The sequence below is a fragment of the Amycolatopsis sp. GM8 genome (assembly GCF_021653975.1).
GTDB lineage: Bacteria > Actinomycetota > Actinomycetes > Mycobacteriales > Pseudonocardiaceae > Amycolatopsis_E.
Genome location: NZ_JAJKFK010000002.1, coordinates 678,686 through 698,252, shown reverse-complemented (window position 1 = coordinate 698,252; position 19,567 = coordinate 678,686). Strand labels below are relative to the sequence as shown.

Genomic DNA, 19,567 nt, shown 5'->3' with positions numbered 1-19,567 from the left:
CTCGGTTACGGGGGAGCGACGGGGTGCGGAACCAGGTCAACGGCCGCTGCGAGGTCCCCGCGGAGCCCCGGCACTACACGAACAACGAAGCTCCGCTGGGCCAGCTCGACAGCTGGTTCTCGGGCTCGACGGGACCCCGCGTCGCGATCGTGCGCGGGGCACCCGGGTCCGGGCGCACGACGCTCGCGAACGTCTGGATGCAGCGGCGCCGGCAGAACTACCCCGACGGCCAGTTCTTCGTCCGGCTCGCGAGCGGTCCGGACGGGCCCGAGCGCGAACGTGCCGCGCTGCGTGAGCTGCTGCTGGCGGTCGGCCACGGGCCCGGCGAAATCCCGGACAGCCTCGACGGACGGGCGAGCTGGTGGCGGTCCTGGACCGACGGTAAACGGGTCGGCCTGGTCATCGACGACGCGCTGACCGCGTCGCAGGTGCGTAGCCTGCTGCCCGGATCGGGCGATTCGGCCGTACTGGTCACCGAAGCCGGCCGGTTGAGCGGCCTGCTCGCCTCCGCCACGGCGACGATGGTCGACCTCGACCCGATGGCCGAACCGGCGGCCCGCCAGTTGCTCGGCCGCCTGGCCGGCGCCGAGCGTGCCGACGCGGACCCCGTTGCCATCGACCAATTGATCGCGGTGTGCGAAGGCTCCACGATCGCGCTCTGCGTGGTGGGCACGATGCTCGCCGAGTCGGATCGCCCGATCGCGCGCCTCGCCGACAAGCTGCGCAAGGACGAGCGGGTCCTGCGCGAACTGTCCAAGGACAGCAGCCTCTCCGTGACCGTGGTGTTCGACGCCGCCTACGAACGCCTGAGCGAGCCGGCCCGCGCCGGCTATCAAGCGCTCGGCGTGCATCCCGGACCGGCCGATGTCGGGGTGGACGCCGTCGCCGCGGCGATCCGGCAACCGGGCGACGACGTGGCCGACGCGCTGGAGGAGCTGGCCCGAGCCAGGCTGGTGACGGAGACAGGCGACGGCCGGTTCCTGATGTCCGGTCTGGTCCGGCGGCACGCGCGGACGAAGGCGATCGAACCGGAGCAGGTGGTCAGCCGGTTCCTCGGGCACTACCTCGGCAAAACCGTCGCGACCGCGATGATGCTGAACCCGAACCGGATCTGGCACGAGAAGTTGCTGCCCGCACTGCGGGTCTCGGGCCAGGACTTCGCCGCCGAACAATGGCTGGACGCCGAGTCCGCGAACCTGAGCGCCGCCGTCGAGGAAGCGTATCGGCAGGGCCAGTTCGAACAGGTCTGCCAGTTCGCGATCGCGTTGTGGCCGTACTACGAGCACGGCGGGCACACCGGGGACATGGTGACGGTCGGCGAGCGCGGTATCGCGGCCGCGAAGGAGCGGGGCGACGACCTCGCCGAGGCGGTGCTCGGCTGCCAGCTGGGGTTCGCGCACCTGCAGCGCGGCGCGGCTGATCGGGCGATCGAGGTGCTGACCAGGGCGCAGCAGGCCGCGATCCGGTCCGGCAGCAAGGAAGCCATGGCGACGGCGGTCGAATCCCTCGGGCTGGCATATCTCGCGAACGGCGATGCCAGGGCCGAAGCCCAACTCCGCCGCAATCGTCTGCTCGCGCGCGAGCTCACCAGACGCCAGAGTGCCCTGGCCTGCCTGCACCTCGCCAAGGCTGTCACCCCCGACGAAGCACGGTCCTTGCTGGACGTGGCGGCGGCCGGGCTGGCGGGCGAGCCCTACAACCTCACGAAGGTCGACCTGTGGCGCGGCCGCAAGCTGGGTGACGAGGCAGCGCTGCGCCGGGTCCTCGAACAGGGCAAGCCGAGGGAACGCGGCGAAGCACTCGTCGAGTTGTCCGAAGTGGACAGTGAGCACGCTCGCACGTATCTCACCGAAGCGCTCGGGATCTTCCGCGACCGCGGGCTCACCGAGCTGAGCGTCGAGGCCGAAGCCCGGCTGGCCCGGCTGGACTGAGCACCGTCACCGTGGCGGTGTGCCGCTCCTCGCCGGTCACGACCGTCAGCCGGCGCGGGAAATGGTTGTGCAGCAAGACGGCCGCGAACGCGGCGGCCGGTCCCGTGACCTCGTCGAGCCGGACGAGCAGCTGCCCGGCCGTGCCCATCAGCCAGGTCCGGTCGTCGACCCTGGCCGCGGCGACCTGGCAACCGGGCAGCGCGCGCAAAGTGCTTTCGATCCAGCGTTCGGGGTCGGCGGGGCGGTCGTGCACGAGGACGTCGGCCAGATCCAGCAGCCGCGTGCTCGGCTCCCTGGTGTCGACAACGAGGTGACTTCCGGCGGGAACCAGGGCGGGCTCGCGCAAGCCCTCCGCGGCGAACCGGGTCACTTTCGCTTCTCCCGCACCGATTTCCACCTGGACGAGCTGGGCGTGTGCGGGCGGCAGCGTGACATCCGGCACCGGCAGGGCACGCGTTTCGGCCTGCGTGCGGGGCGCGGGGATGTCCAGCCAGCGGTAGATCGTTTCCCGCAGCACCGAAGCCGATCTGCCCGGCAGCGAGGTCGTCAGATCGGTGATCGACCGGAACGGCACGTGCCGCGCGAGCGCGCGTTCCAGTTGTGGTGCCAGGGCGCGGTGGTGATCGAGTTCCGGCGTGACCTCCAGCAGCCGGCCGACCGGGGACTTCGGGTCCACCGCGTCCACCGGCGCGGCGGCGAGCAGCAGCGGGGTGCCCAGCGCGGCCGAGTAGAAACTGACCGAGCCGTGGTCGCCGATGGTCAGATCCGCGGCGACCAGCGTCGGGCCCCACAGCAGTTCGTCCGGCAGCACCAGCACCCCGGCCCGTTCGCAGTCCGCGAGCCACATCCTTACCTGCCAAGGCGAATGGTGCCCGGCGATGTTCGGGTGCAGCGCGACGACGAGCCGGTACTCGTCGAGATCAAGCTGTGCGGCGAGCCGGCGGATCAGGTCGGGATCGGTGCCGTACAACGAAGACGCGCCCCAGGTGGACGAGATCACCACGAGCCGCTGGTGCGGCCGGACGCCGAGCGCCTGCCGGTAGGTTTCGCGCAGCGGCCGGCTCGCCAGCATCCGGTCGAAACACGGATCGCCGGCGACCACCGCCGCGCCGACCGCCTGCGGGCACGACTCACCGAGCCGGGCCAGCTGTTCGGCATGCGACAGCACGATGACCGACGGCACGGGCTCGTTCTGGTGCAGCAGCCACGGGCTCGACAGCCCGAAGACGCCCGACACGCCGTTCGATTCGAGGAACTTGTTGTAGCCCATGCCATGCGGCACGACCATGAGCGGCGCGCTGATCTCGTGCAGGTCGCCGCCGTAGCTCGCGGCGATCGCGAAATCCGACCGGCGGCGCAGCGCCTGCGCCCATGGCAGCACCTCGGTCACGCCGGCGCGGGCGAGGAACTCGTCGGTGCCGCGGGTGAACGCGCTGGAGCCAGGGCAGGTGAACACGGTCTCGACCCGCGGGTCCTCCGCGAACAGCGGGAGGATGTCGAGCAGCCGGGTGGCCGCGGTGGTGTTGTGCACCACGGCCAGCACGGTGCGTTCGGCCTGCACCGTGCTCCAGCGATCAACGGACACGGCGGTTGAGTTTAGAGAATGGTTACGGCGTCCAGTCGGCGTTGGCGCCGCAGATGACGAGGCAGGGCAGTTCGCCGGGCACCCGGCCGGCGAGCCAGGCCGCGAACGGGACGGCCGCCGCCGGTTCGACGGCGAGCCGGAATTCCTGCCACAGCAGGTCGCGGGCGGCGAGGATCTCGTCGTCGGTCACGAGGACCGGCCGGACGTCGTGGCCGGTCAGGATCTCGAACGGCACCTGCCCGACCCGGGTCGCGCCGAGTGCCGACGACGCGATCGAGTTCACCTCGGCGTCGACGGGATGCCCGGCCGCCAGCGCGTGGTTCAGACAACTGCAGTGCTCCGGCTCGACCGCGACCGTGGTCCGGCCGCCCGAGCCGAGGGTGATGCCCGCAGCGAGCCCGCCACCGCCGACAGCGACGGCGATCGCGTCGACCCCGGGCGCGTCCTCGACGATCTCCGCGGCGACCGTGCCCTGGCCGGCGATCACGGTGGGGTCGTTGTAGGCCTCGACATAGCGCGCGTTCGTCACCTCGTGCGCGGCCGTGGCGGCTTCGGCGTAGGTCGTGCCGACGCGCACGAGACGGGCACCCGCTTCCTCGATCCGCCGCGCCTTGCTCTCCGGGATCGAGACCGGCGCGTACACGGTCGCGGGCAGGCCCAGGATCGCGGCCGCCGTCGCGACGCCGATGCCGTGGTTGCCGCCGGAAGCGGTCACGACCTGGTCCGGCCGCGGGCCGCTGAGCAGCACGTTGAGCGCGCCGCGCAGCTTGAACGAGCCGGTCCGCTGCAGCTGCTCCAGCTTGAGCACGAGCGGGCGTCCGTCGAGTTCGGCGCGCAGGACCGGGGTCCGGCGGACGTACGGCCTGATCCGGTCGGCGGCGGCGGCGACCTCGGACGAGAGGGTGGCTGTCATACCCCCACTGTGCAGGCCCGCGGCCATTAGTTGTTAACGCGTTTCGCTAAGCCAAGTTCAGCAATACTTACGACATGTTCTCCGCCGAACGGCTCCGCGTGCTGGTCGAAGTGGCCCATGCCGGGTCGATCGCGACCGCCGCGCGGCGCATGGGGTTCACCCCGTCCGCGCTGTCACAGCAGCTGTCCCGCCTCGAACGCGAGGTCGGCTGTGCGCTGCTGGAGCGGCGGCCGACCGGTTCTTCGCTGACCGATGCGGGACGACTGCTGGTCGGCCACGGTGAGATCGTCGCGGGCGAGCTGCGCGCGGCCGAGCGCGGCCTGGCGGAGCTGCGGGAGCAACCGGTGGCGCGGCTGAGCATCGGCACCTTCGCCACCGCGGGCCAGGTCCTGCTGCCGCCCGCACTCCGGACATTCCGGGCGGCCCATCCGCGAACCCGGCTGAGCCTGCTCGACCTCGAACCGCCCGCGGGCTATGGGCTCGTCGTCTCGGGCGAGCTCGACCTGCTGATCACCCATCGCTATCCGGGCGTGCGGCTGCCTCCGGTGAGGGGTCTCGCGCGCCGGTCGCTGTTTTCCGACCGGCTCCGGCTCGTCCTGCCGGCGGATCACCGGCTCGCGGACGCGCGGCGGATCCAGTTCGCCGATCTCGCCGGGGACGACTGGATTTCCGGGGATCCCGAGGCGCCGAGCCGGATCTGCCTGGACAGCCTGATCGAGGAGTCCGGTGTCGAACCCCGGGTCGCCTACGAGACGCGGGACTACGCAGCGATCCTCGCGCTGGTCGGCGCTGGGGTGGGGGTGTCGTTCGTCCCGGACAGCCTGCTGGGCAGTGCCGCCCGCGACGGGATCGTGGTGCGGGACCTGGCCGGCCGGCGGCCGGTCCGGGAAGTGCTGACCGTGCACCGGGAACGACCTCCCGCACCGGTCACGACGATGGTGACGCTGCTGCGGGAGGCCGCGACCCGGATCAGCCGACCTCGACCAGGTCCACCACGAAGATGAGTGTCTCGTTGGGCTTGATCACGCCGCCCGCGCCGCGCTCGCCGTACGCCAGGTCCGGCGGGATGACGAGCTTGCGCCGGCCGCCGACCTTCATCCCCTGCACGCCCTGGTCCCAGCCAGGGATGACATGCCCCTGGCCGAGCGGGAAACGCAGCGGCTGCCCGCGGTTCCAAGACGCGTCGAACTCCTCGCCGGTCGAGTGCGAGACCCCGACGTAGTGCACCGACACGACCTGCCCCGCGGTCGCCACATCGCCGTCGCCGACAGTCACGTCGGTCACCTCGAGCTCCTGCGGCGGCGGGCCGTCCGGGCGATCGACCTCGGGCTTCTGCAATGCCATGGTTACTCCTCGTTCTCGGGTCGCTGCACCGTATCGGCCTGATGCCCAGGTCGCACGCCGTAGGGTGACGGCCATGCAGTGGTCACCCCGAACCCGTGCGATCGTTGCGGGCCGTCCGGCCGAGCCGGGCGAGCCGCTGAACACGCCGATCGTCCCGACGAGCACCTATGTCGCCGGTGGCGATTTCACGTACGCGCGCGAGAGCGGCACGCCGACCTGGGTCGCACTGGAGGACGCCGTCGGGGCGCTCGAAGGTGGTCGTGCGACGGCGTTCGCTTCAGGGATCGCGGCGATCGCGGCGGTGTTCGAGCTGTTCCCGATCGGCGCCGAGGTCGCGGTGCCCACCTTCAGCTACTCCGGCACCCGTGCGCTGCTGGAGCACGCCGGCAAGCAGGGTCGGTTCACGGTCCGCCAGCTCGATCCCGCGGACACCGATGCCTGGCGTGCCGCCGCCGACGAGGTGGACGTGGTGTGGATCGAGTCGCCGACGAACCCGACGCTGGATTTGATCGACATCGCACCGCTCACCGGACACCGCGCGAAGGTCGTCGTCGACAACACGTTCGCGACCCCGCTCGTCCAGCAGCCGCTGGCGCACGGCGCCGACATCGTCGTGCACAGCGCGACCAAGCTCATCGGCGGGCACAGTGATCTCCTGCTCGGCATGACGATCGCCGCGGACGAGACGCTGGCGCAGGAGTTGCGGGACGCGCGCACCCGCACCGGCGCGACGCCCGGCGCGCTGGAGGCCTGGCTCGCGTTGCGCGGTTTGCGTACTTTGCCGGTGCGGCTCGCGGAGCAGTCGAAAACGGCGGCACTGCTGGCAGAACGGCTCACCGCGCACGAAGCCGTGACGAAGGTCCGCTATCCCGGACAGGGCATGATGATCGCCTTCGAGCTGGCCGACGCCTCCGCCGCCGAGCGGTTTATCGCGCGGTTGCGGCTGATCGTGCACGCGACCAGCCTCGGCGGCGTGGAAAGTCTGATCGAGCGACGCGCGATGTACGCGGGCGAAGCGCATGTGCCGCCGGGCCTGATCAGGTTCAGCGTCGGACTCGAAGATCCCGAAGACCTTTGGCAGGATCTGGCCGGCGCGCTCGAGCGTGACTGAAACTGTTCCACGGGAAACAATGACGCGGCTCCGAGCTGTAATCGGCCGCCGAATTTTGAGACCATCGTCCCATGCGCATGGTCTACACCGGAGCGGACGAAGAGGACTTCATCGACGCCCGTCAGCGCCTGCTCGTGGAACTCGACGCGTGGTCGCAGATGCGGCAGCGGACGATCGACCCCGTCGTCGCCGGTGCCATGCTCGACTACCGGTTCGAGCGCGACGGGCTGCTCGGCCGGTGGACCCGCCAGATCCTGCGCGGCGCGCTGCTGACCTGGTTCCCGCGCAAGGTGGTGCTGCTCGACCCGCACTCGTCCGCCGTGCTGACGACGGTCGAAGCGCTGCTGGACTTTTTCGAGGATGCGGACCTGTTCGACGACCGCAGCGAGCCGCCCACGGTGCTGCGGTCGTTCCTGCGCGGCATCACCGACGAGTTCGACGAGGCGATGCGGGAACCCGCGAACTTCGGGCTCGCCAAGTTCTGGGCCGTCGCGATGGCCGAACACGGCATCGACCCGCTCGACGAGCTGGAGGCGCAGCATTTCATCGACCGCGTGCAGCACGGCGAGGTCGAGGTCGACCAGGAGTTGCTGCACGAGATCGCCTACCGGCACTACGAGGGCGACCCCGAGGTCGAGCCGCTCGAACCGACACCGGTGTTCGCGCTGGTCGGGGACGAGGAGCTGATCGCGGAGGCGGGTGGCCTGCCGGTGCTCGGCAGGCTGCGCCGGTTCAGCAGCTGGGTCGGCGACGGCCGTGAGCTGGCGGCGAAGGGGCGGCTCGCGGAGAGCGACGCGCGGGATCTCGCGGACCGGCTGGCCGAGCCCGACCCGGCCGGCCTGGTCTCGCTCGCCAAGACGGCCGGGCTGGTGCGGGTGCTCAAGGGCAAGCTGGTGCGGGTCAAGCGCGCAGAACCGCTGCTCGACGATCCGCTGAAGCTGTGGCGGGCGGCGGTGCCGCATGTGCTCGACACCGGCGACGGGCGGGTGCGCTACCGGCTGCCGGAGCGGCATCTGGCCTATGAGCTGCTGGAATCCATCCAGGCTGACAACGACTGCGCGACGATCCCGATGCTCGTCGAGATCCTCGACGACGTCGGTGATCTCGCCTGGCGGTGCGCCGACGCCGCGCCGGTGCTGCGCGTGCTGGACCAGCTCGCCGAGTACGGGCTGGTGGAGGTTTCCCCGGCGACCGAGGAGAACTACGAGGACCTGATCGACTTCGCCGGCGTCGCGTCGGTCGAGGAGATCCCGGAGGAGGAACGGCAGGTCGTCCGGCTTTTGCCGTTGGGCTCGCAGGCGATCTACGAGGCGCGGGTCGGAGCCGGAGTCCCAACGCTGACGCTCGAAGACCTGGCGAGCGAGACCGCCGAGGTGCTGTTCGCGCGCGTCGCGCCGATGGCGCAGGACGTGTTCGACGAAGGCTCGCAACTGTGGCTGGCGGCGCGCCGACCGGAGCAGGCGATCGCCGAACTGTGCGAACTCGCCCGCCGCACGGACGATTTCGAGCACCGGATGCTGGCGTTCCAGGTGCTCTCGGAGTACGGCGAACCGGGCGTGGAGACGATCGCGGACCTGCGCGAGCACTCCGCCGCCGGCCCGGCCGCACTGAGCTGGCTGCTCGACGCGGGTTTCATCGACGAGAGTGAGGTCAGCGGCCGCGAGCGGACGTACAGCATGGTCGACGTCCTCGCCGCCGGAATCCGTTCCGCGGGCCGGAAAAAGGCGATGGAGGAGTTCGCCGCGCAACCCCGGCCGGCGCAGCTGCTGTTCCTCGCGGACGCGACGATCTGCGGACACCCACGCACCCGCGAGGTCCTCGAGTCGATGGTCGTCGCCCACCCGGACCGCATGGTCTCCAACGCGGCCCGCAAAGCCCTCGACTGGCTCCACGAACCGGACGACTGACGCCTCAGGCTGCTCCTTGTGTGCCACTGCGGGCCATCGACAAGCTGGAGGTGGAGAAGTGAACGTCGACCACTACACGTACCGAGTGACATGGTCGGAGACGGACGAGGAGCTCGTCGCGGGGATCGTCGCGGACATGCAGGCGACTGGGGAACCGGTGCCCGAGCCGATCGCCGAGAAGCAGTATTCAGGCAAGTTCAATGTGCGCGTGCCCGCGGCGCTGCATCGTGAACTCGCGCTCGCCGCGGCCGAACAGGGCGTGAGCCTGAACCGGTTGGTGAGCGACAAGCTGGCGCGAGCATGAGTGCTGGCGCCTCATAGCTCTCAGCCCTCGAGTGCCTCCGCCAGCGCGAGCATGCGGCGGGCGTTGTCGACATGCAGGTTTTCGATCATCCGGCCGTCCACGGTCGCCACGCCGCGGCCCGCCGCGGTCGCTTCTTCGAAGGCGGCGATCACGCGGCGCGCCTGCTCGATCTCCTCGGCCGAAGGTGCGAACACCCGGTTGCACGGCTCGATCTGCCCCGGGTGGATGAGCGTCTTGCCGTCGAAGCCGAACTGCTTGCCCTGTAAGCATTCGGCCTCGAAACCCGCAACGTCCTTCACGTCGTTGTAGACCCCGTCGAGGATGACCTTGCCGGTCGCGCGCGCGGCCAGCAGGCACAGCGAGAGCCCGCCGAGCAACGGCGCGCGGCCCGGGACGAAATCCGCGTGCAGCTCCTTCGCCAGGTCGTTCGTGCCCATCACGAGCACCGTCAGCCGTTCGCTCGCCGCGGCGATCTCCTCGGCGTGCAGCATCGCGACCGGGGTCTCGACCATCGCCCAGATCTTGGTCTCGTCAGGGGCGCCGCCGAGTTCCAGTGCGCGCTCGATGTTGTGCACATCGTGAGCCGAGTTCACCTTCGGCACCACGACCGCGGCCGGTCCGGCTTGCGCGGCGGCACGCAGATCGTCGTCGTGCCAGGCGGTTTCCAGGCCGTTGACCCGGATCGTCACCTCACGCGAACCGTAGGCACCGACCATCCCACACACCCGCTCGCGGGCGGCCTCCTTGGCATCCGGCGCGACGGCGTCCTCCAGGTCGAGGATCAACGCGTCGGCCGGCAACGTCTTCGCCTTCTCCAGCGCCCGCTCGTTGGCACCGGGCATGTACAGCACGGACCGCCGCGCCTTCATTCCACCGTCTCCTTGTCATAAGCCGCTTTCAGCTCCGGATCGCGGGCCGCCAGCGCGTCGGCCAGCTCCGCCACCACCCGGCACTGCTTGACCGACGCGTCGTCCTGCATCTTCCCGTCGATCATCACCGCGCCCGTGCCGTCGCCCATCGCGGCGATCACCCGGCGCGCCCAGGCGACGTCCTTCGGGTCCGGCGAAAACACCCGCCGCGCGATGTCGATCTGCACCGGATGCAGCGTCCAGGTGCCGACGCAGCCGAGCAGGAAGGCGTTGCGGAACTGGTCTTCGCACGCCACCACGTCACGAATGTCCCCGAACGGCCCGTAATACGGCAGGATCCCGTGCAGCACGCAGGCATCGACCATCCGCGCGACCGTGTAGTGCCACAGGTCCTGCTGATACGTCGTGCGCCCTTCGTGCAGATCGTCGCCGACCGGGTCCGTGCGCACGAGATAACCGGGATGACCGCCGCCGACGCGAGTGGTCTTCATCCGGCGGCTCGCGGCGAGATCGGCCGGGCCCAGCGAGATGCCCTGCATCCGCGGGCTCGCCCCGGCGATCTCCTCGACGTTGGCGACCCCGCTCGCCGTCTCCAGGATCGCGTGCACCAGCAGCGGCCGGCGCAACCCGGCGCGCGCCTCCAGCTGGGCGAGCAGCCGGTCCACGTAGTGAATGTCTTGTGCGCCTTCGACCTTCGGCACCATGATCACGTCGAGCTTGTCGCCGATCTCGGTGACCAGCGTCGTCAGATCATCGAGCACCCACGGCGAGTCGAGGCTGTTGATCCGGGTCCACAACTGGGCCGGGCCGAAGTCGGTGGCCTTCGCGATCGAGACCAGTCCGGCGCGCGCCGCCTCCTTGCGATCGGCGCGGACGGCGTCCTCCAGGTTGCCCAGCAGGACGTCCACCTTCGTCGCCAGCTCCGGCACCTTGGCGGCCATCTTCTCGTTGCCAGGATCGAAAAAGTGAATCATTCTCGACGGCAGGGCCGGAATTTCCCGAACCGGCTCCGGGGCCCCGACCGCGAGCGGCGCGAAGAAATCCTTCGGCGAGCGCATCGATCCTCCATCACTGTTGTCCCGACGGGCGACTCTAACCCGCCCCGTAGGCCGTCCACAGTGGAGATGAACACACAGGTTGCTCCGTTCGGCGGTACGGAAATCCGCTAGGTAGCGCCGTTCGGCTCCTCGTCACCCGTTCGGTCGCAGAGTCGGGCTGAAGTCCGTTTACCGCTTATCGACCGGTCACCGACCGCCGACAGCCGCCGATCGCAGCTGGTCCGTCAACCCGAAGACCCGGCGCCGCCGCACTGGTACTCAAGTCATGTGCCTCTTTTCACGAGGGGGAAGCGGCACGCATGACGCAGGCGCAGGGACAAGAGGAGGCGGACTCGTGGCGGTTACACCAGGGCACACCGGCGACGCGGTGGTGGCCGGCAAGACCCGGTCATTTCCCACCCGGGTGGTCCCGCCCGTAGAGCTTCCGGCGAGCGCGTCGTACCTGGCCGAGGCCGCGGCCATGCAGCTGGGATGGCGGGGCGTCGTGCTGCCGGAGGTGACGATGCTCGGCCGCCGTGTCTGCGTGGTCGCGCGGCTGCGCACCGACGTGCACGCCGAGCGGATCGCCTGTGGCATCGGGCCCGTCGCCGACCGCACGACGGTCGCGACCTGGACCTGGCCGGAGTTCGCGGCGACCGCCCCGGCCCCGGCCGCGGACATCGTCGGCGTGCTGTCGGTCGCGCGGCACTGGCGCACCGGGATGGCCGCGACCGTGCCGTTCGCCCGCTACGGCGAGGCCGCCATGGTGCTGCCGGCGTCGGCGGTGCTCACCAAGGACTACGTCGACGGCTGCCTGCCGCGGGCCCGCTCGTACGGCCTGGCCATCGTCTCCGCCGACACCGACGCGAGCGTCTCGCTCGACCTGGCCGGGCAGCGCGGCGAGCGCGCCCTGCTCCCGCAGGACCCGGTGTCCCGCTGGATCAACGAGATGGTGTACGAGCAGCTGCTCGCGTCCTACGACCTCCCGGTCGGCTGACTACCCTGGTCTCCATGCGAGTAGTCATCGCCGGCGGGCACGGGAACATCGCACTGCGCCTGGCGCGGCAGTTGGCCGCGAAAGGCGACCAGGCGGTTGGGATCATCCGCAACGCCGCACACGCGGCGGACCTGCGCGATTCGAGCGCTGAGCCGGTGGTGCTGGACCTGGAGAGCGCCTCCGTCGACGAGGTCGCCGACGCGCTCAAGGGCGCGGACGCCGCGGTGTTCGCGGCGGGCGCGGGCCCGGGCAGCGGCATCGCTCGCAAGGACACAGTGGACCGTGGCGCCGCCGCTCTTTTCGGTGCGGCGTGCGAACTGGCCGGTGTCCGCCGCCACGTGCAGATCGGCTCGATGGGGGTCGGCCGCCCGCCGAGCCCGGGCACGGACGAGGTGTTCGCCGCGTACCTGCGGGCGAAGGAAGCGGCCGAGGAGGACCTGCGGAAGCGGGACCTGGACTGGACCATCCTGCGCCCCGGCCGCCTCACCGACGACCCGCCGACGGGCCAGGTGCACCTGGCCGATGCGGTCGACTACGGCGAGATCTCCCGCGAGGACGTCGCGGCGGTGATCGTCGCGAGCCTCGGAGAGGGCCGGACTTTCGGCCGCACCCTTGAGCTCATCGGAGGCGAAATGCCCATCGCCGAGGCGATCGCGCGCATCTAGCGGCCGAGAACCCTTTCCAAGTAAGGGTTACTGAACACACCCGTCGGGTCGACGTCGTCGCGGACGCGGACGAAATCGTCGAAACGCGGGTACAGCTTCCGCAGTGCCGGCGCGTCCAGGTTGTGCATCTTCCCCCAGTGCGGCCGCCCGCCGACCTCCGCGGCGATCGCCGCGAACTCCCGGAAGTATTCGAGGTACGGCATTCCGACGAACTGGTGGATTGCGATGTACGCCGAATCGCGGCCGTGCGCGGTGGAAAGCCAGATGTCGTCCGACGCGGCGACGCGGACTTCGACCGGGAAGGCGACCGGGTTCTCCAGTCGCGGCACGAGCGCCCGCAGTTCCGTCAGCACGTGGTGCACGGACTCCCGCGGCACGGCGAACTCCGACTCGACGAACCGCACCGCGCGATGTGTCACGAAAACCCGGTGCGAGTGGTCGCGGTACTCGCGCGCGGAAAGCGCGGCCGACGCGAACCTGCCCAGGGTCGGCACGAGCCGCGGCACGGTGCGGCCGATCCGGCACAGCGTGCCGAACGCGACGTTCTCCATGATCTCGTAGTCGACGAACTGCTTGGCCCGGCTGAGCGGCGCGCGTTCGGCGTCCGTCCGGTTGTTCCGCTTGACCAGGGCATTGCTGCCGTAGGGGAACCAGTAGAACTCGAAGTGGTCGTTCTCCTGCGCGAACTCGTGGAACCCGTCGAACACCTGCTCCAGTGGTTCCGGCCGCTCCTGCGCGGACAGCACGAACGAAGGCTCGCACTGCAGCGTCACCTGCGTGATCACGCCGAGCGCACCGAGCCCGACGCGCGCCGCGCTGAACAGTTCCGGCCGCTGGTCGGCAGAACACGTCACCACCGAACCGTCGGCCAGCACCAGTTCCAGCTGCACGATCTGTGTCGCCAGCCCGCCGAGGCGCGCGCCGGTGCCATGCGTGCCGGTCGACACCGCGCCCGCGATCGTCTGCGCGTCGATGTCGCCGAGGTTGCTCATCCCGAGGCCGAGGGCGTGCAGCTCCGCATTCAGCCGCCGCAATGTCGTGCCCGATCGCACGGTCACCTGGTATTTCCCGGCGTCGACGGCGGCGATCCCGGCCCACCCGTCGAGATCGATCGCGTCGGTTTCGGCGAGGGCGATCGGGGTGAACGAGTGCCCGGACCCGCGTGGGCGCACGCGGCGGCCGCCGGTCGCGACGGTCGTCACGACATCGGCGATCTCGTCCACGCCGCGCGGCGTGTGCACGCGTTGTGGATCGGCGGTCGCGGTGCCCGCCCAGTTGGTCCACCGGCTCATTGCTTACCCGTTCGTGTCTCAGCAGGGGACGATAGCGGAAACGTAAGTGAAAGATATTCGCTTTTCAAGCCCTGTTGTCGTACCGTACTTTTCATGACCACGCCGAGCGCGGCCGGCTACGACCTGGCCACGAAGGATCTCGATCCGCCGCTGGTCGTGGTCGACCTCGCCGCGTTCGACGCCAACGCCGACGACCTCGTCCGCCGTGCGAACGGCACGCCGATCCGGCTGGTCAGCAAGTCCATTCGCTGCCGCTACCTGATCGAACGCGCGCTCGCGAAACCCGGCTTCGCCGGCCTGATGTGCTACTCGCTCGCCGAGGCCTTGTGGCATGCCGAGCTGGGCACGAGCGACGACATCCTGGTCGCGTACCCGACCGTCGACCACGGCGCGCTGCGCAGGCTCGCCGCCGACGAGCGTGCCCGCGCCGCGATCACGATCATGGTCGACTCGGTCGAGCATCTCGACATCGTGGACGCCGCGGCCGGGCACGAGCACGCCGACATCCGGGTCTGCATCGAGCTGGACGCGTCGTGGCGACCGTTCGGCCTGGTGCACGTCGGCACCCGCCGCTCGCCCGTGTTCGCCGCCCGCCAAGCTGCCCAGCTCGCCCGGAAAGTGGTGGCGCGCAACGGTTTCCAGCTCGCCGGGCTGATGGCGTACGAAGGCCAGATCGCCGGCTTCCCGGATTCGACCGGGTCCCGCACCGACCGGCTGGTCCGCTGGATGCAGCGCCGTTCGGCCGGGGAGCTGGCGCGGCGCCGAGCCGAAGCCGTCAAGGCCGTCCGGGAGATCGCCGAACTCGAGTTCGTCAACGGCGGCGGTTCGGGCAGCATCGAGACGACGACCGCGGAGCAGGCGGTCACCGAAGTCGCGGCCGGCTCGGGACTGATCGGCTCGACCCTGTTCGACGGGTACACGCGCTTCCATCCGCGGCCCGCCGCGCTGTTCGCGCTCCCAGTTGTCCACAAGCCCACCCGTGGTATCGCGACCCTCTTCTCGGGCGGATATATAGCGTCCGGACCCGCCTCGGCGTCCCGGTTGCCGTCGCCGTACCTGCCCGCCGGACTCAAGCTGCTGCCTATCGAGGGAGCCGGCGAGGTACAGACCCCGGTGCGTGGGAAAGCGGCCCGTGACCTGCGGTTGGGTGATCGAGTGTGGCTTCGTCACGCGAAGGCCGGCGAGCTTGCCGAGCGGTTCACGCAATACCACATCGTGGTCGATGGGCGAGTCGAACGGACCGTCCCGACCTACCGCGGCGAGCAGCAGAGCTTCGGCTAGCGAGCAGTCCACATATCCACAGGTTTTCGGCCGCCTGTGGACTACTCGCCGAGCCGGCTGGCGAGGTAGAGCTTGATCACGTGCTTGGTCTCGTCGACGATTTCCTGGTCGCCGCGCGGATCCCGGTGGAAGGCGAACTTCAGCAGCGCGTCCGCCATTTCGATCGCCACCGAGATCGCGAGTGGCAGGTTTTCTCCCGGTGTGTCGATGTACTTGCGCACCAGTTCGGTCAGCGAGTCGGCGATGACCTTGTTGTTGTCGCGGCTCTCGTCCAGCAGCTGACGATCCACGACGTCACCGAAGTGCACCTTCGAAAAGCCCGGCACGGTGCGGTGCATGGTCAGGTAGATGTCGAGGATCGAGTCGACGACGTCCCACCAGTGCGACGGGTCCTCGCGGGCGAGGCGTTCGTTGGTCGCGGCGACGAACCGGTCGAGGTTGCGCTGGGTCAGCGCCTGCACGACGGCCCGCTTGTCGGGGAAGAACTGGTACAGCGAACCGACGGCGACCCCGGCCCGCTTGGCGATCAACGTGGTGGTCAACGCGTCGTACCCGATCTCGTCGATCAGCCGTGCACTCGCGTCCAGCATCTGCTCGACCCGTTTCGCACTGCGCTGCTGCACGGGCTGCCGGCGCAAGGGAGTCGCCTGGGTGTCCGACACGTTGTGCTCCTTCTAGGGCTGCTGAACTGCGACTTTAGCGTGCCGGAACCTTCCCCCCGGTCGAGGGAACGGCTATTGTTTGAGAACTTTTCATGTTTCCTGGGCGAAAGGCCTCCAGCGCCATGGAAAACTTGATCTTCCCGCCGGAGTTCCTGTGGGGCGTGTCCACGTCAGCCTTCCAGATCGAGGGTGCCCCGCGCGAGGGCGGTCGTGGACCGTCCATTTGGGACGAGTTCGGCACCGTGCGGGCGGGCGACGCCACCGATCACTACCACCGCTATCGCGAGGATGTCGCGCTGATGGCCGAACTCGGCATCGGCGCGTACCGGATGTCCTTCGGGTGGCCGAGAATCCAGCCCGACGGCACCGGCGAACCGAACCAGGCCGGGCTCGACTTCTACGACCGCCTGCTCGACGAGGTCTGCGCCGCCGGAATCGCGCCGGTCGGCACCGTCTACCACTGGGACACCCCGGTGGCGCTGGAGGAAGCGGGCGGCTGGCTGGCGCGGGACACCGCGTCGCGGTTCGCCGAGTACGCGGCGATCCTCGGCGCCCGGTTCGCCGATCGGGTGAAGATGTGGATTCCGCTCAACGAACCGATGGTCACGACCGTCTTCGGTTACGCGATCGGGGAGTACGCCCCGGGCAAGAGCCTGTTGCTGGACGCGCTGCCCACCGCGCACTATCAGCATCTCGCACACGGCCTGGCCACACAGGCCTTGCGCGCCGCGGGTGCCCGGAGCGTCGGCACCGCGAACCACCATTCCCCGATCTGGTCCGCGAGTGACGACGAGGCCGACCGGGTCGCGGCGGGCCGGCTGGACGCGCTGCTCAACGGGCTGTTCGCGGATCCCGTGCTGGCCGGGCGATATCCGGAGGAGCTGGTGGCGTACCTGCCCGCGAACTGCGCCGACGATCTGCCGACCATCGCGCAGCCGCTCGATTTCTACGGCGTCAACTACTACGAACCGCAGTGTGCCGCGGCGCCCGGCGAGGGCAACCCGTTGCCGTTCGAGCTGCGCGCGGTCGAGGGATTTCCGCGCACCACCAACGATTCGCCCATCGTGCCCGACGGGTTGCGCGAACTTCTCGTGGATTTCCAGGCACGCTACGACCTGCCGCCGGTGTACATCACCGAAAACGGCTGCAGCTTCGACGGCGTGCACGACCCCGAACGGATCGATTACCTGGAGCGGCATTTGCTGGCGCTGCGGGCGGCGATGGATTCGGGCGTGGATGTCCGGGGGTACTTCGTCTGGTCGTTGCTGGACAATTTCGAGTGGTCCAGGGGTTACGCTCCCCGCTTCGGGCTCGTGCACGTCGATTATGCGACGCAGCGCCGCACACCGAAGGATTCCTTTGCCTGGTACCGGAAGTTGGTGAGCCATGACTGAGACCGAACTGCCCGCGGCACTGGCCGAACCGGTCACCCGGGTCCGCGGCGGCTGGACGAGCCTGCTGTTCCTCGCGAACATCGGGCTGTGGCTGGGCATCTACGCGCCGATCCAGGTGCTGCTGCCGGAACAGGCGGAGCTCCTCGACTCGGCGAACAAGGAACTGGTGTTCGGCATCGTCACCGGCGTCGGCGCGGTGGTCTCGCTGTTCGCGAACCCGCTGGTCGGCCTCGCGTCGGACCGCACCCGTTCCCGCTTCGGCAGGCGGCATCCATGGACGCTGCTGGGCGCGGTGGTCGGCGCGATCGGCCTGGTCATCCTGGCGCTGGCGGGAAATGTGGTCGTGATGACCATCGGCTGGTGTGTCGTGCAGGCAGGCCTCAACGGCATGCTCGCGACCCTGACCTCGGCCGTCCCGGACCGGGTGCCGGTGGCGCAGCGAGCCCAGATCGGCGGCCTGGTCGGCATCAGCCAGATGCTGGGCACGGTGCTCGGCGCGGTGCTGGTGACGGTGGTGGTCACCAGTGTGCGCGGCGGCTACCTGGCCTGCGCGCTCGTCGTCGTTGCCGGGGCGCTGGGATTTGTCTTGCGCACCAAGGATTTACCGCTGCCGCGCACGTGGCGGCCGTCGAACCGCTGGCGCGATGTGCTGGCCGAGCTGTGGGTCTCGCCCTGTGAACATCCGGACTTCGCGTGGGCCTGGGGCTGTCACTTCATGATCAACCTGGGTAACGCGCTGGGGACCTTCTACCTGCTGTTCTTCCTGAAGGACGCCGTGCACTACCCGGATCCGGACACGGGTCTGCTGATCATGATGGGCTTGTACGGCGCGGCACTGGTGATCGGTGGCCTGACCGTCGGCTGGCTCTCCGACCGCTCCGGCAAGCGAAAGCCCTACGTCTGGCTGGCGGTCGTCGTCATGGCCGCCGCGGCTTTCACGCTGACCATGTGGCAGACCTGGCCCGCGGCGCTGGCGGCCTCACCACTGCTCGGCGTGGGCTTCGGCGCCTACTGGGCGGTGGCACTGGCGATCCTGACCCAGGTGCTGCCGGCCGCCCAGGACCGGGCGAAGGATTTGGGCGTGGTGAACATCGCCAACCTGCTGCCCCAGGTCATCGCGCCGCTTGTCGCCACCGTCATCCTGGCAGACCTGGGCGGTTACCCCAGCCTCTTCGCTGGAGCAGGTATCGCGACTCTCGCCGCGGGAGCGCTGATCGCCGGCGTCAAAACCGTGCGCTGAGGGCGAGAGATTGGGCCCGCGGGCCGGTACCGGTCGGGGGAGGGGAGTGCAACGGCACCGGCCCGCGGAACTCGTGGGGCCGCAACATGCGATCTGCAACATCACATCTAGCGACCATGTTGATCAACCTAATAGGCGGGGCTGTTCACCCGCTAGGGGGTAGCGCTAAGTTTTTTCGATTAATCGACGAGCGGTCAGTGCGTCGCGACCTGCGGGATAAGCGCGTGACGCCCCGTGGTCTCGGACTGGGCCGGCTTGGTGCCACGGGCGCTCGGCACGGTCGACCGGGTCCGCCGCCACGGGTGACGCAGGTCCTGCTGCGGTGCGAGGCCACCGGCCACCAGGTGCTCGTGCGCGACCTGCCAGACGGAACACGGGGCCTTGCATCTGTGCCAGCGGGTGGAGCAGGTGGGACAGTCACCCCGCTCGTCGGGTTCGTGCGCCGACAACATCGCGCGCCAGCCTTCGGTCAGGCGGGGCAGCTCGGAGCGGGCGACGGAAACCAGGGAGTCGGTGTCGGCGCGGCTGGCGAGGTCGGCGAGCATGTCGAGGCGCTCCCACACCGCGTCGCGAAGCACCTGTCCAAGGATCTGATCCACGAAAAACTCACTTACCTTTCCGTCAGCTTCGCAGCTTCGTTGAGCGCCGCCCGCAGCTGGCCGAGCTGGCCCGCGGTCAGTCGCGCCGTCTCTCCGGGCGGTCCCACCAGCACCACCTGGTCGTCCTGGACGAGCACCGTCACACAACGTTCCCGATTGATCATGTCGCCACACTGCACGCGCCATACCAGCTGGCCGCTCTCGTACCGGCGCACCTGCGCCGCACGCGGGTCGGTGACGGCCGGCACCGCCGAGCGGGCCACCGTCCTGATCGGCCCGATGTGGTGGCGGGCCTGGGCGGTCGTCCGTGCTGCGGGGATCGAGTCCATGAACTCCACCGCGTCAACTCCGCTCTGTCCGGGCTTGGTCTGTTGTGTTCCTCGTTGCTCTGTGTGATCGCGGGGCGTGCCCGGTCGCTCACGGAGAACTGAGATCT

General features: G+C 69.6%; 19 protein-coding genes. 10 read left to right on the top strand and 9 right to left on the bottom strand.

Annotation, left to right across the window (positions count from 1 at the left end; genetic code table 11):
- The first annotated feature begins 23 nt into the window (after positions 1 to 23).
- The gene (locus LOZ83_RS10735; protein ID WP_236790277.1) at positions 24 to 1,931 is read left to right on the top strand and encodes an ATP-binding protein; all 1,908 of its coding nucleotides are present in this window, start codon (positions 24 to 26) and stop codon (positions 1,929 to 1,931) included.
- Here LOZ83_RS10735 and LOZ83_RS10730 read toward each other — a convergent pair.
- A complete protein-coding gene (locus LOZ83_RS10730; protein WP_236790276.1) occupies positions 1,882 to 3,516 on the bottom strand; it encodes a hypothetical protein in 1,635 nt (544 codons plus the stop codon). The genes LOZ83_RS10735 and LOZ83_RS10730 overlap by 50 nt on opposite strands.
- Before the next feature lie 22 nt (positions 3,517 to 3,538).
- Complete coding sequence (locus LOZ83_RS10725; protein WP_236790275.1) at positions 3,539 to 4,429, bottom strand: serine/threonine dehydratase; 891 nt, start codon at positions 4,427 to 4,429, stop codon at positions 3,539 to 3,541.
- Between the two features lie 74 nt (positions 4,430 to 4,503).
- Between LOZ83_RS10725 and LOZ83_RS10720 the strand changes: the two genes are divergently transcribed.
- Entirely contained in the window at positions 4,504 to 5,433 is a 930-nt protein-coding gene (locus tag LOZ83_RS10720; RefSeq protein WP_236790274.1) for a LysR family transcriptional regulator, read from the top strand.
- Here LOZ83_RS10720 and LOZ83_RS10715 read toward each other — a convergent pair.
- Positions 5,399 to 5,773, bottom strand: a complete 375-nt coding sequence (locus LOZ83_RS10715; protein WP_236790273.1) for an FKBP-type peptidyl-prolyl cis-trans isomerase — start codon at positions 5,771 to 5,773, stop codon at positions 5,399 to 5,401. The two genes, LOZ83_RS10720 and LOZ83_RS10715, sit on opposite strands and share 35 nt — an antisense overlap.
- Before the next feature lie 73 nt (positions 5,774 to 5,846).
- On the opposite strand from LOZ83_RS10715, the gene LOZ83_RS10710 reads away from it, so the two are divergent.
- From LOZ83_RS10710 to LOZ83_RS10700, 3 genes are all read left to right on the top strand, one after another.
- Positions 5,847 to 6,884, top strand: coding sequence for a PLP-dependent aspartate aminotransferase family protein (locus LOZ83_RS10710; RefSeq protein WP_236790271.1), 1,038 nt, complete (start codon positions 5,847 to 5,849; stop codon positions 6,882 to 6,884).
- Positions 6,885 to 6,955: 71 nt separating this feature from the next.
- Positions 6,956 to 8,791, top strand: a complete 1,836-nt coding sequence (locus LOZ83_RS10705; RefSeq protein ID WP_236790269.1) for a hypothetical protein — start codon at positions 6,956 to 6,958, stop codon at positions 8,789 to 8,791.
- Positions 8,792 to 8,849: 58 nt separating this feature from the next.
- The gene (locus tag LOZ83_RS10700; protein WP_236790268.1) at positions 8,850 to 9,095 is read left to right on the top strand and encodes a type II toxin-antitoxin system HicB family antitoxin; all 246 of its coding nucleotides are present in this window, start codon (positions 8,850 to 8,852) and stop codon (positions 9,093 to 9,095) included.
- A 20-nt stretch (positions 9,096 to 9,115) separates the two neighbouring features.
- Here the strand turns inward: LOZ83_RS10700 and LOZ83_RS10695 are convergent, their stop codons facing one another.
- Entirely contained in the window at positions 9,116 to 9,964 is an 849-nt protein-coding gene (locus tag LOZ83_RS10695; RefSeq protein WP_236790267.1) for a CoA ester lyase, read from the bottom strand.
- Positions 9,961 to 11,022, bottom strand: coding sequence for a CoA ester lyase (locus LOZ83_RS10690; RefSeq protein ID WP_236790266.1), 1,062 nt, complete (start codon positions 11,020 to 11,022; stop codon positions 9,961 to 9,963). Before LOZ83_RS10690 ends, LOZ83_RS10695 begins: the two co-directional genes overlap by 4 nt.
- 334 nt (positions 11,023 to 11,356) lie before the next feature.
- Here LOZ83_RS10690 and LOZ83_RS10685 point away from each other — a divergent pair, with 334 nt between their 5' ends.
- Positions 11,357 to 11,998 carry a hypothetical protein gene (locus tag LOZ83_RS10685; protein WP_236790265.1) on the top strand — a complete coding sequence of 214 codons (642 nt, stop codon included), beginning with the start codon at positions 11,357 to 11,359 and terminating at the stop codon, positions 11,996 to 11,998.
- Between the two features lie 14 nt (positions 11,999 to 12,012).
- Entirely contained in the window at positions 12,013 to 12,663 is a 651-nt protein-coding gene (locus LOZ83_RS10680; protein WP_236790264.1) for an NAD(P)H-binding protein, read from the top strand.
- Here LOZ83_RS10680 and LOZ83_RS10675 read toward each other — a convergent pair.
- Complete coding sequence (locus LOZ83_RS10675) at positions 12,660 to 13,955, bottom strand: D-arabinono-1,4-lactone oxidase (protein WP_236790263.1); 1,296 nt, start codon at positions 13,953 to 13,955, stop codon at positions 12,660 to 12,662. The two genes, LOZ83_RS10680 and LOZ83_RS10675, sit on opposite strands and share 4 nt — an antisense overlap.
- Positions 13,956 to 14,048: 93 nt before the next feature.
- On the opposite strand from LOZ83_RS10675, the gene LOZ83_RS10670 reads away from it, so the two are divergent.
- Positions 14,049 to 15,236, top strand: a complete 1,188-nt coding sequence (locus LOZ83_RS10670; RefSeq protein WP_236790262.1) for an amino acid deaminase/aldolase — start codon at positions 14,049 to 14,051, stop codon at positions 15,234 to 15,236.
- Between the two features lie 41 nt (positions 15,237 to 15,277).
- Here the strand turns inward: LOZ83_RS10670 and LOZ83_RS10665 are convergent, their stop codons facing one another.
- Positions 15,278 to 15,898 (bottom strand): TetR/AcrR family transcriptional regulator, encoded by a 621-nt coding sequence (locus LOZ83_RS10665; protein ID WP_236790261.1) that lies wholly within the window; start codon positions 15,896 to 15,898, stop codon positions 15,278 to 15,280.
- A gap of 122 nt (positions 15,899 to 16,020) precedes the next feature.
- Here LOZ83_RS10665 and LOZ83_RS10660 point away from each other — a divergent pair, with 122 nt between their 5' ends.
- Both LOZ83_RS10660 and LOZ83_RS10655 read left to right on the top strand, forming a co-directional pair.
- Positions 16,021 to 17,292, top strand: coding sequence for a GH1 family beta-glucosidase (locus LOZ83_RS10660; RefSeq protein ID WP_236790260.1), 1,272 nt, complete (start codon positions 16,021 to 16,023; stop codon positions 17,290 to 17,292).
- Positions 17,285 to 18,532: an MFS transporter gene (locus LOZ83_RS10655; RefSeq protein ID WP_236790259.1), complete on the top strand. Its 1,248-nt coding sequence runs from the start codon at positions 17,285 to 17,287 to the stop codon at positions 18,530 to 18,532. The genes LOZ83_RS10660 and LOZ83_RS10655 overlap by 8 nt, the downstream gene beginning before the upstream one ends.
- Before the next feature lie 194 nt (positions 18,533 to 18,726).
- On the opposite strand, the gene LOZ83_RS10650 is transcribed toward LOZ83_RS10655, so the two are convergent.
- A complete protein-coding gene (locus tag LOZ83_RS10650) occupies positions 18,727 to 19,131 on the bottom strand; it encodes a hypothetical protein (protein ID WP_236790258.1) in 405 nt (134 codons plus the stop codon).
- 11 nt (positions 19,132 to 19,142) lie between these two features.
- Entirely contained in the window at positions 19,143 to 19,469 is a 327-nt protein-coding gene (locus tag LOZ83_RS10645) for a hypothetical protein (RefSeq protein ID WP_236790257.1), read from the bottom strand.
- Positions 19,470 to 19,567: the final 98 nt, after the last annotated feature.

What these genes read in the sequence shown, in the direction of transcription:
- LOZ83_RS10725 (WP_236790275.1), bottom strand. Translation starts at nt 4,429, where the DNA reads ATGACAGCCACCCTCTCGTCCGAGGTCGCCGCCGCCGCCGACCGGATC.
- LOZ83_RS10720 (WP_236790274.1), top strand. Translation starts at nt 4,504, where the DNA reads ATGTTCTCCGCCGAACGGCTCCGCGTGCTGGTCGAAGTGGCCCATGCC.
- LOZ83_RS10715 (WP_236790273.1), bottom strand. Translation starts at nt 5,773, where the DNA reads ATGGCATTGCAGAAGCCCGAGGTCGATCGCCCGGACGGCCCGCCGCCG.
- LOZ83_RS10710 (WP_236790271.1), top strand. Translation starts at nt 5,847, where the DNA reads ATGCAGTGGTCACCCCGAACCCGTGCGATCGTTGCGGGCCGTCCGGCC.
- LOZ83_RS10705 (WP_236790269.1), top strand. Translation starts at nt 6,956, where the DNA reads ATGCGCATGGTCTACACCGGAGCGGACGAAGAGGACTTCATCGACGCC.
- LOZ83_RS10695 (WP_236790267.1), bottom strand. Translation starts at nt 9,964, where the DNA reads ATGAAGGCGCGGCGGTCCGTGCTGTACATGCCCGGTGCCAACGAGCGG.
- LOZ83_RS10690 (WP_236790266.1), bottom strand. Translation starts at nt 11,022, where the DNA reads ATGCGCTCGCCGAAGGATTTCTTCGCGCCGCTCGCGGTCGGGGCCCCG.
- LOZ83_RS10680 (WP_236790264.1), top strand. Translation starts at nt 12,013, where the DNA reads ATGCGAGTAGTCATCGCCGGCGGGCACGGGAACATCGCACTGCGCCTG.
- LOZ83_RS10675 (WP_236790263.1), bottom strand. Translation starts at nt 13,955, where the DNA reads ATGAGCCGGTGGACCAACTGGGCGGGCACCGCGACCGCCGATCCACAA.
- LOZ83_RS10670 (WP_236790262.1), top strand. Translation starts at nt 14,049, where the DNA reads ATGACCACGCCGAGCGCGGCCGGCTACGACCTGGCCACGAAGGATCTC.
- LOZ83_RS10660 (WP_236790260.1), top strand. Translation starts at nt 16,021, where the DNA reads ATGGAAAACTTGATCTTCCCGCCGGAGTTCCTGTGGGGCGTGTCCACG.
- LOZ83_RS10655 (WP_236790259.1), top strand. Translation starts at nt 17,285, where the DNA reads ATGACTGAGACCGAACTGCCCGCGGCACTGGCCGAACCGGTCACCCGG.